Source organism: Pseudomonas sp. GW460-12-10-14-TSB1 (assembly GCF_017349775.1).
GTDB lineage: Bacteria > Pseudomonadota > Gammaproteobacteria > Pseudomonadales > Pseudomonadaceae > Aquipseudomonas > Aquipseudomonas piscium.
Genome location: NZ_JACNAC010000004.1, coordinates 202234 through 211754, shown reverse-complemented (window position 1 = coordinate 211754; position 9521 = coordinate 202234). Strand labels below are relative to the sequence as shown.

The window sequence follows — 9521 nt, the reverse complement described above, 5'->3', positions numbered from 1 at the left end:
TAGACATGAGCCTGATCCAAGAAAAATTCGCTTCCCTGTTCTCCAACTACGAAGTGACCACTCAGCCACGTCCCGATGGCGGCATCCTGCTGACGCTGCGCAACAGTGAAGGTAAACAGCTCAAGCGCTCGATCTCTTATGCACAGTTGCATGCGGGCGATCAGCTGTCGTGGGTGATCAGTGCGTTGCGTCGCGACTTGGCCGAGCAGGCCAGCGAATTGCCGCAGATTTCCCTGCTGCAAAGCCAGAACCGTTTTGCCCTGCCGACGTATCACTCGGTTTAAATCCGCACCGCTGTGGATTCGCGGTGACAACGGATATATGACGGATAGCCCCACCAATATGGATAGCCCCATTCAGGCCGTGCCAGCCTTGCGCTGACACGGCCTGATTGGTTTCAGAAACTCCGCGGATCGATATCGGCAAAGCTCGCCACATTCGCATGCCCCGCCAGTTCCCCACCTTCGCGCACCAGGCCGCAGGTGGCCAGGCCGGCGGACTGGGCCGCATCCAGCTCCTGGACGATATCGGACAGAAAGAGAATCTGTTCAGGCGCACAGCCGATGGCCTGGGTAATGCGCTGGTAAGACTGCATCTCCCGTTTCGGCCCCGAGGTGGTGTCGAAAAAACCGCTGAACAGCGGCGTCAGGTCCCCGGCAATGGAACGACCGAAAATCAGCTTCTGCGCCTGGATCGAGCCCGACGAATAGACGTACAACCGGTAACCAGACTGATGCCAGTGCTGCAACGCCGCCACCGCATCCGGGTAGACATGGCCCTTGAGCTGCCCGGCCCGGTACCCCTGCTCCCAGACCATGCCTTGCAACGCCTTGAGTGACGTGGCCTTGCGATCTTCCGCGATCCAGCCCAGCAGAATCTCGATCACCCGCTCGACATCCGCCGCCGGCTCGCCGCTTGCCTCGCGCACCGCCTGCAACTGCTCGGCGACATCGGCCCGGGTGGCGTGCTTGCGCACGAAGTCCGGCAGTTGCTGCACCGCGTAGGGGAACAGCACCTCGAAGACAAAACTCACCGCGCTGGTGGTGCCTTCGATGTCGGTGAGAATGGCCTTGATCGGCATCCGCTCAATCCTCCAGAAGCGGGAACTGGCTGGCGATATCGGAACCGGTGAAGTTGGCGACCCAACCTTCTGGGTTATTGAACATGCGGATCGCCACCAGGTACGGGTTCTCGCCCATGTCGAACCAGTGCGCGGTACCGGCCGGCACCGAAAGCAGGTCGTTCTTCTCGCACAGCACGGCGTACACGTAGTCGCCGATGTGCAGATTGAACAGACCGCGACCGGCGACGAAAAAGCGCACCTCGTCCTCGGCATGCCGGTGCTCATCGAGGAACTTGGCGCGCAGCTCGGCCTTCTGCGGGTGATCGCTGTTCAGGCTGATCACATCGACGGTGATGTAGCCACGTTCGGTCATCAGGCGGTCGATCTGTTCCTGATAGGCGCCTATCACTTCCTCCTGGCTGGCGCCCGGCTGGATCCTGGTGGCGGCTTGCCAGCGATCGAAACGCACGCCCTGCTCGGCCAGGGTCGCGGCGATGTCGTCGAAATGGGTCAGCACCTTGTTCGGCAGGTCCGGGCTGGATACGTGGTAAACGGACAGGCTGCTCATCTTGGCAATTCCTCGTTATCGGCAATGCCCTCCGGCTTTTTCCAGGCCGGTCAGGCAGTGCATGTCATCAGGCGGTGGCTACTTCAGTCGAAGAAAGCCTTAACGGTTTAACAGGGCGCGAGTCTTCAACTCACACTCGAACAGGAACTCGAAGGCCTCGATCTGGCGCTGTGCGTCACTCATGCTCGCGCCCCAGGTGTAAAGGCCATGACCGCGAATCAGGTAGCCGACGCAATCGGCATGGGCGTCGAGCCAGGGCTGGACCTTGGTCGCCAGCCGGGCGATGTCCTGATCGTTGTCGAAAATCGGCACCCGCAGCCGTGACTCGTGGCTGGAAATGCCGGCAAAGGCCTTTTGCAGCTCGTAACCCTCGAATTCGATGAAGTCCTCGGCGGTCAGACGCGACAGCACCGTGGCATTCACCGAATGGGTATGCAGCACAGCACCAATCTGCGGATTCCAGCTGTACAACTGGGTGTGCAGCAAGGTTTCGGCCGACGGCTTTTTGCCCGGTTCCAGGCCGTTGCCCGCTAGGTCGGTGACCAGCACATCATCCAGGCCCAACTGGCCTTTGTGCTTGCCAGAAACCGTGAGCAATAGCGCGCTCGGCGACAGGCGTGCGGAATAGTTGCTGCTGGTGGCCGGCGACCAGCCGCGGGCATACAGAAAGCGCCCGACCTCGATGATTTCCTGCGCCAGCTGTTCGCGGCTAAGGCTCATGGCCTCTCCTCTTGCATACGTGTGGCAATGATAACGGCTGCCGCCAGCGCTGCGAGGCTTGCAATACTAAAGGTCAATGTCGCGCCCAGGGCGTTCCAGCTGTAGCCGGAATACAGCGCGCCCAACGCACCGCCGGTGCCGGCCAGGGCCGCGTACAGGGCCTGGCCCTGGCCCTGCTGGCGGTCACCGAAGCTGCGTTGCACGAAATGAATGGCCGCGGCATGAAAGCTGCCGAAAGTCGCGGCATGCAGCACCTGGGCAAACAACAGCAGCCACAGATGTTCGGCAAAGGCGCCCAGCAGCAGCCAGCGCAGGGCCGCCAGCAGGAAACTCGCCAGCAGCACCCGGCGCACCGAAAACCGCGAGAGAATCCAGCTCATCGCCAGGAACATCAAGACTTCGGCGACCACCCCCAGCGCCCACAACAAGCCGATCAAGCCGCGGCTGTAACCCAGGTGTTCCAGGTGCAGGGTCAGGAAGGTGTAGTAAGGGCCGTGGCTCATTTGCATCAGCGCCACACAGGCATAGAAGGCCAGGACGCCGGGGCTACGCAGCTGGCCAAGAAAGCCCCCGGCGGCCAAGCGACTGCCCTGGGCCGCAGGCTGGGCATTGGGCACCCAGGCGCTGCTGAGCACGATGCCGGCCATGATCAGCACCAGCGCCGCCGGGTAGATGTCCAGGCTCAACCACTCGAACAGCCGCCCCAACGCCACCACCGTCAGGATGAAACCGATCGAGCCCCACAGGCGGATCTGGCTGTAGCGGGCGGTCTGGCCTTGCAGGTGCGCCAGGGTGATCACTTCGAACTGCGGCAGTACCGCATGCCAGAAGAACGCATGCAGGGCCATGACCATCGCCAGCCAGGCGTAGCTCTTGCTGACAAAAATCAGCGAAAAGCTCAGCAGCGTGCAGATCGCGCCAAAACGCACAATGGCCAGGCGCCGGCCGGTGTAGTCGCCGAGCCAGCCCCAGATGTTCGGCGCCACGCAGCGCATGAGCATGGGAATCGCCACCAGCTCGCCGATGCGCGCGCTGGAAAACCCCAGGTGATCGAAGTACAGCGCCAGAAAAGGCGCGGTCGAACCCAGCAAGGCGAAATAGAACAGATAGAAACTGGAGAGCCGCCAGTACGGGAGCGCCGCCACGGCCGTCAGACCGTGGCGACTGGCAGAGACGCCATTACAACTGGCCCAGCACCGGCGTGCTGACGCGCACGTCGGCGTTCTGGCCACGATGACGCAGCAGGTGATCCATCAGCACGATGGCCATCATGGCTTCGGCGATCGGCGTGGCGCGGATGCCGACGCATGGGTCGTGACGGCCCTTGGTGATGACGTCCACCGGGTTGCCATCGACGTCGATCGAACGGCCCGGGGTGGTGATGCTGGAGGTTGGCTTGAGCGCCAGGTGCGCGACGATCGGCTGGCCGGAGGAAATCCCGCCAAGGATGCCGCCGGCGTTGTTGCTGAGGAAGCCTTGCGGGGTCAGCTCGTCGCGATGCTCGGTGCCACGCTGGGCGACGCTGGCGAAACCGGCGCCGATTTCCACGCCCTTGACCGCGTTGATGCTCATCAGCGCGTGGGCCAGTTCGGCGTCCAGGCGGTCGAAGATCGGCTCGCCCAGGCCCGGCATCACACCCTCGGCGACCACGGTGATCTTCGCCCCCACCGAGTCCTGATCGCGACGCAGCTGGTCCATGTAGGCTTCCAGCTCCGGCACCTTGTCCGGGTCGGGGCTGAAGAAGGCGTTGTCTTCCACCGAATCCCAGGTCTTGAACGGGATTTCGATCGGGCCCAGCTGGCTCATGTAGCCACGCACCAGGATGCCCTGGCTGGCCAGGTACTTCTTGGCGATGGCCCCAGCCGCCACGCGCATGGCGGTTTCCCGCGCCGAGCTGCGACCGCCGCCGCGATAATCGCGGATGCCGTATTTGTGGTGGTAGGTGTAATCGGCGTGGGCCGGGCGGAACAGATCCTTGATCGCCGAGTAGTCCTTGGACTTCTGGTCGGTGTTGCGGATCAACAGGCCGATGGAGCAGCCGGTGGTCTTGCCTTCGAACACGCCGGAGAGGATTTCGACTTCATCGGCTTCCTGGCGCTGGGTGGTATGGCGGCTGGTGCCGGGCTTGCGCCGGTCCAGGTCGCGCTGCAGATCGTCCAGCGACAGCTCAAGACCCGGTGGGCAGCCGTCGACAATGGCGACCAACGCCGGTCCATGGCTTTCGCCCGCGGTGGTGACAGTGAACAGCTTGCCGTAGGTATTGCCGGACATGCGGGACGCTCCATGAAGTCAGCCGAAATAACTCAATCTGGATTACTGAGCGCGCCAGTATACGCAGGCTACCCAACTAGTTCATCCTCGAACCTTATCCGTGCCCGGAAGTCCAACCGGCACCTTCTCCATGATGGCGTGATAATGCTGCGAGTTCTTCTCTTGAGCCTTACCCTGTTCACCGGCCTGGTCCAGGCGGCCGTGTTGCAACGTCCCATCAGCCTGGACACTGGCAATGGCGAGTTATACGGCTCGCTGCTGTTGCCCAAGTCCGACGCCCCAGTGCCGGTGGTGCTGATCGTCTCCGGCTCCGGCCCCACCGACCGCGATGGCAACAACCCCGACGGCGGGCGCAACGACAGCCTCAAGCGCCTGGCCTGGGTGCTGGCCAAACACAACATCGCCAGCGTGCGCTACGACAAGCGCGGCGTGGCCGCCAGCCTTGCCGCCACCCCGGACGAACGCAACCTGACCCTCGACGCCTATGTCGCCGACGCCGTGGCCTGGGGCAAAAAACTCAAGAGCGACCCGCGCCTGGGCCCATTGATCATGCTCGGCCACAGCGAAGGCGCGCTGATCGCCACCCTGGCGGCGCCCCAGGTCGATGCGGCGGCGGTGATTTCCATCTCCGGCACCGCCCGCCCGGTGGACCAGGTGCTGCGCCAGCAACTGAGCTATCGCCTGCCGGCGCCGCTGATGCTGCGCAGCAACGAACTGCTCGACAGCCTCAAGGCCGGCCGGGTCGACACCGACGTGCCGCCGCCACTTGAAGTGATCTTCCGCCCCAGCGTGCAGCCGTACCTGATCACCCTGTTCAAGCAAGACCCGGCCGCCGCCTTCGCCCGCCTGAAAATGCCGGCGCTGATCGTCCAGGGCAGCAACGATATCCAGGTCGGCGTCGGCGACGCGCAGATGCTCAAGGCCGCCAAGCCGGACGCCCAGCTGGCGCTGATCGAGGGCATGAACCATGTCCTGCGCATCGTGCCCAACGACGTCAAGCGGCAACTGGCCTCCTACAAGGACCCGCAACTGCCCCTGGCCTCGGAACTCGGCAGCCGCATCATCGGTTTTATTGACGGACTTCACGCCCGTTGACGCGTTTTCCCCTCCAGTCCTGAAAAAAACGGCCGATAAGCCTTTGCCGGCCGTTCACTTGCCGTCGGCAAGCAGCGCTTGGACAGGATCTCGCCGTTATGACCGATACCCAGAACCCTCCCGAAACCGAGGTTGAAAACCCCGCTCCCGAAGCCGTGGCGTTGCCGTGGGCGGACGTCCATGCCGAGCATCACCGGATGCTTCGCCTGGCCCCGCTGCAAACCGATCGCGCCACCGGCGGACGGCCTTTGCGCTTTATCGAGTTCGGTTACGCCGAGCGCAGCAACAAGGAGCGCAGCCTGTTGCGCATGAGCCTCCAGCTGCCGGGCCAACGGGTGCGCAAGGAGCAGAACCATCTGGATGTCTGGGTCGACCACACGACTCGTCGGGTACGCTTCGAACCGGAAAACCTGCAGATCGAGCCGGCGAACCGCGGCATCGGCCGCTTTCTGCTGGCGCAGGGCGCGAGCTGGGCGCAGAAGAAATGGCCGCACTACCGCGTGGACGGTTTCGAACTGGCGAACAAGGATGCGCTGAACGAGGCCACGCGCCTGCGGCGCGACCATTTCCTGCGGGTCCAGGGCTTCGATGTGGTTTACGCCGATGCCCAGCATCTCAAGGGCAGCGTCAAGGATGTGCAGGTCGGTGAACTGCTGGTCAACTGGAACACCGAAAAACTGCAATTCGTCGAGATCCTCGAAGCCGCGCAGATGCTGCAGCAGGCCGAGCAGAACCTCGAAGAACAGGAAGTCAAACTGCGCAAGCACGAAGAAAAGGTCGCCAAGTACAAGCGCGAAGACACCGGACTGCGCTTTACCATCACCTGCCTGGTGGCATTTGCGGTGTTCCAGGCCGGGTTGCTGATCTGGATCGCGACCCACCGCTGACAACAAAAAGCCCGCCGATTGGCGGGCTTTTTTCTGGTGCTTCGCTTGCGGCTCAGACCCGAGAGCTGAACAGCGCCTGGTGCTGCCGGCACTGCTCGGCGGTGAGCATGAACACGCCATGGCCGCCGCGCTCGAAGTCCAGCCAGGCGAAGTCGACTTCCGGGTACAGGGCCTCGACGTGAACCTGGCTGTTGCCGACCTCGACGATCAACAGGCCCTTCTCGGTCAAATGATCCGCCGCCTCGGCCAGCATGCGCCGTACCAGGTTCAGGCCATCGTCGCCACAGGCCAGGCCCAGCTCCGGTTCATGCTGGTACTCCTCAGGCATGTCGGCGAAGTCCTCGGCATCCACATAGGGCGGGTTCGACACGATCAGGTCGAAACGCTGGCCCGGCAACCCCTCGAAACCGTCGCCCTGCACCGTGAACACCCGCTCATCGACGCCATGGCGCTCGATGTTCTGGTTCGCCACCTCGAGGGCTTCGAACGACAGGTCGGCCAGCACCACTTCCGCATGGCGGAACTCGTAGGCGCAGGCAATGCCGATGCAGCCGGAACCGGTGCACAGGTCGAGAATCCGCGCAGGCTCGGCGCCCAGCCAGGGCTCGAAACGTTTTTCGATCAGCTCGCCGATCGGCGAACGCGGGATCAGCACCCGCTCGTCGACAATGAACGACAGGCCGCAGAACCAGGCCTCGCCCAGCAGGTAGGCGGTCGGCACGCGCTCTTCGATGCGACGCTTGAGCAGACGTTGCAGGTTGACCAGTTCGTCGTCTTCCAGCGCGCAGTCCAGATAGCTGTCGGCGATTTCCCACGGCAGGTGCAAGGCGCCCAGTACCAATTGGCGGGCTTCGTCCCAGGCGTTGTCGGTCCCATGGCCGAAAAACAGATCCTCCCCATGAAAGCGGCTGACAGCCCAACGGATGTGGTCGCGCAGGGTGCGCAGGCGGGAAGTGATCACGGGACAGACTCCTGAAAAAACGACTGGCGATTCTAACAGCCAAAACGTCTGAGGACGACGCATGAAAAATCTGAGTCTACGGGGCGTCCAGGCGCTTTTCCCCACATTCGGCCCGATTCCCCATACCCCTTGACAGGGCTGTAGGCCAGCAACCACGCACCTTACGTTAGTAGCGATTCACAGAAGCGCTCCGCCAGAGGACAATGTCGCAAAAGCCCCACTCACAGGAGCCCCAGAATGTCCGTTCCAAAGACGATGTTTCAACTCAGCGGTCGTGGTTATGCAGCGGCTAATTTGAGCCACGCGACCCTTGTGATCATCGACGCCCAGAAAGAGTACCTCAGCGGTCCGCTGGCCCTGTCCGGCATGGACGCCGCGGTCGCCAACATCAAGCAACTGGTCGCTGCCGCCCGCTCCGCCGGCCGCCCGGTTGTGCACGTGCGCCACCTCGGCACCGTCGGCGGTCTGTTCGACCCCCAGGGCGAGCGCGGTGAATTCATCCCCGGCCTCGAACCCCAGGGCGACGAGACCATCATCGGCAAGCTGCTGCCGAGCGCCTTCCATGGCACCGAGCTGGAAAAGCGCCTGCAGGACCTGGGTTCCCTGGACCTGATCGTCTGCGGTTTCATGAGCCACTCCAGTGTCAGCACCACCGTGCGCGCGGCGAAGAACCTGGGCTTTCGCTGCACCCTGGTGGAAGACGCCTGCGCCACCCGCGACCTGCCCTACAAGGGCGGCATCCTCAGCGCCGAGCACGTGCAGCAGACCGAAATGGCCATCATGGCGGACAACTTCGCCACCCTCGCCCTGACCAAAGATCTGATCTGATCGCCCCGCAATGAGCGGTCCACGGGCCGCTCATCCGTAAAAGCCTCTCATTTGCCGTAATTGCCTTAGCCTCAGGAACCACCCGGTCATCTTTCGGTCGAAGGGCCGATACCCATTGAGGAAGGTCGGAATGAAGATATCCGATGGTTTTGACGCACGTCGTCTGCGGCCCAAAGGCCCGCGGAACTGGCGTTTGCGCCTGGGCGCGGGATTTTCCGCGTTGCTGGCGACCTTCGGTGTGCTGCTGGCGATGGCCGGGGCCGCCAGCCTGTTGGGGCGCCCTCCGGCGCTGGGCGAATTGAATGCAAGTCCGGCAGGTTCCGCGGTGATTCTAGCGGTCGGTCTGTTACTGCTGTATGTCGGCGTCTGGCTGTGGCGTCGCTGCCGGCGCCGCATGCGCCAGCCGCAAACCCTGAACATGGCTCCACACCTGATGAAGAAACATGACTGAATCGACGGCCACACGTTTTGTCCCGCCCCTCTCCCCTCGAGTTGGGTAAACTGCTCGGTCTTCGCGGAGGCTGACATGCAAGACGACGATTTTTCCCTATTCAAAAGCGCGATCCAAGGCGTCAAGCCGATCAAGCACGATCGCGCCGAAACCGGCAAACCCAAGGCTGACCGGGCGCAGATCGCCAAGCTGCGCCAGGCTGCCAGCGTGCGCACCGAAACCACTGCCGTCGACGGGCTGTCCGATCAGTTCGTGATCGACGTCGGCCCGGAAGACGAGTTGATGTGGGCCCGCGACGGGGTTCAGGAAAGCCAGATGCGCAAGCTCAAGGTCGGCCAGATCCCTTTCGAGGGCAGCCTCGACCTGCACGGCATGAATGTGGAAAAGGCCCGGGAAACCCTCTGGGCGTTCCTCGCCGAAGCCACCAGGTTCGAGATCCGCTGCGTGCGCGTCACCCACGGCAAGGCCGTGCGCCTGGACGGCAAGCGGCCGATGATCAAGAGCCACGTCAACACCTGGCTGCGCCAGCATCCGCAGGTGCTCGGCTTCACCTCGTGCCAGGCCAAGCACGGCGGCGCCGGCGCGGTCTACGTGATGCTCAAACGCACCATGATGGAAGGCCGCGACGAGTAAAGCCGCTTCGTCGCGCTTGCAGCGTCGAGTCCGCCACCGTACCC

General features: G+C 63.2%; 12 protein-coding genes. 6 read left to right on the top strand and 6 right to left on the bottom strand.

Annotated elements, in window-relative coordinates; genetic code table 11:
* Positions 1-5 precede the first annotated feature (5 nt).
* Entirely contained in the window at positions 6-284 is a 279-nt protein-coding gene (locus tag J4D52_RS04820) for a DUF3509 domain-containing protein (RefSeq protein ID WP_025805576.1), read from the top strand.
* A gap of 113 nt (positions 285-397) precedes the next feature.
* Here J4D52_RS04820 and mtnC read toward each other — a convergent pair whose 3' ends face one another.
* From mtnC to aroC, 5 genes are all read right to left on the bottom strand, one after another.
* The gene (gene mtnC, locus J4D52_RS04815; RefSeq protein ID WP_102676591.1) at positions 398-1081 is read right to left on the bottom strand and encodes an acireductone synthase; all 684 of its coding nucleotides are present in this window, start codon (positions 1079-1081) and stop codon (positions 398-400) included.
* Between the two features lie 4 nt (positions 1082-1085).
* Entirely contained in the window at positions 1086-1631 is a 546-nt protein-coding gene (locus tag J4D52_RS04810) for an acireductone dioxygenase (RefSeq protein ID WP_009050195.1), read from the bottom strand.
* 99 nt (positions 1632-1730) lie between these two features.
* Positions 1731-2351, bottom strand: coding sequence for a methylthioribulose 1-phosphate dehydratase (locus tag J4D52_RS04805; RefSeq protein WP_025805579.1), 621 nt, complete (start codon positions 2349-2351; stop codon positions 1731-1733).
* Complete coding sequence (locus J4D52_RS04800; protein WP_102676590.1) at positions 2348-3496, bottom strand: MFS transporter; 1149 nt, start codon at positions 3494-3496, stop codon at positions 2348-2350. The genes J4D52_RS04805 and J4D52_RS04800 overlap by 4 nt, the downstream gene beginning before the upstream one ends.
* Positions 3497-3530: 34 nt before the next feature.
* Complete coding sequence (gene aroC / locus J4D52_RS04795; protein ID WP_063432614.1) at positions 3531-4622, bottom strand: chorismate synthase; 1092 nt, start codon at positions 4620-4622, stop codon at positions 3531-3533.
* 96 nt (positions 4623-4718) lie between these two features.
* Here aroC and J4D52_RS04790 point away from each other — a divergent pair, with 96 nt between their 5' ends.
* The gene (locus J4D52_RS04790) at positions 4719-5717 is read left to right on the top strand and encodes an alpha/beta hydrolase (protein ID WP_169914954.1); all 999 of its coding nucleotides are present in this window, start codon (positions 4719-4721) and stop codon (positions 5715-5717) included.
* Positions 5718-5815: 98 nt separating this feature from the next.
* On the top strand, positions 5816-6604 hold the full coding sequence (locus J4D52_RS04785) for a hypothetical protein (RefSeq protein WP_102676589.1): 789 nt from the start codon (positions 5816-5818) through the stop codon (positions 6602-6604).
* A gap of 52 nt (positions 6605-6656) precedes the next feature.
* Here the strand turns inward: J4D52_RS04785 and prmB are convergent, their stop codons facing one another.
* Positions 6657-7565: a 50S ribosomal protein L3 N(5)-glutamine methyltransferase gene (gene prmB / locus J4D52_RS04780; protein WP_009050201.1), complete on the bottom strand. Its 909-nt coding sequence runs from the start codon at positions 7563-7565 to the stop codon at positions 6657-6659.
* Between the two features lie 237 nt (positions 7566-7802).
* On the opposite strand from prmB, the gene J4D52_RS04775 reads away from it, so the two are divergent.
* The 3 genes from J4D52_RS04775 (at position 7803) to J4D52_RS04765 (ending at position 9477) form a co-directional block, all read left to right on the top strand.
* The gene (locus J4D52_RS04775; protein ID WP_009050202.1) at positions 7803-8393 is read left to right on the top strand and encodes a cysteine hydrolase family protein; all 591 of its coding nucleotides are present in this window, start codon (positions 7803-7805) and stop codon (positions 8391-8393) included.
* Between the two features lie 130 nt (positions 8394-8523).
* Positions 8524-8844 carry a hypothetical protein gene (locus J4D52_RS04770; protein WP_007932271.1) on the top strand — a complete coding sequence of 107 codons (321 nt, stop codon included), beginning with the start codon at positions 8524-8526 and terminating at the stop codon, positions 8842-8844.
* 75 nt (positions 8845-8919) lie between these two features.
* Positions 8920-9477 carry a Smr/MutS family protein gene (locus J4D52_RS04765; protein WP_063432616.1) on the top strand — a complete coding sequence of 186 codons (558 nt, stop codon included), beginning with the start codon at positions 8920-8922 and terminating at the stop codon, positions 9475-9477.
* Positions 9478-9521 lie beyond the last annotated feature (44 nt).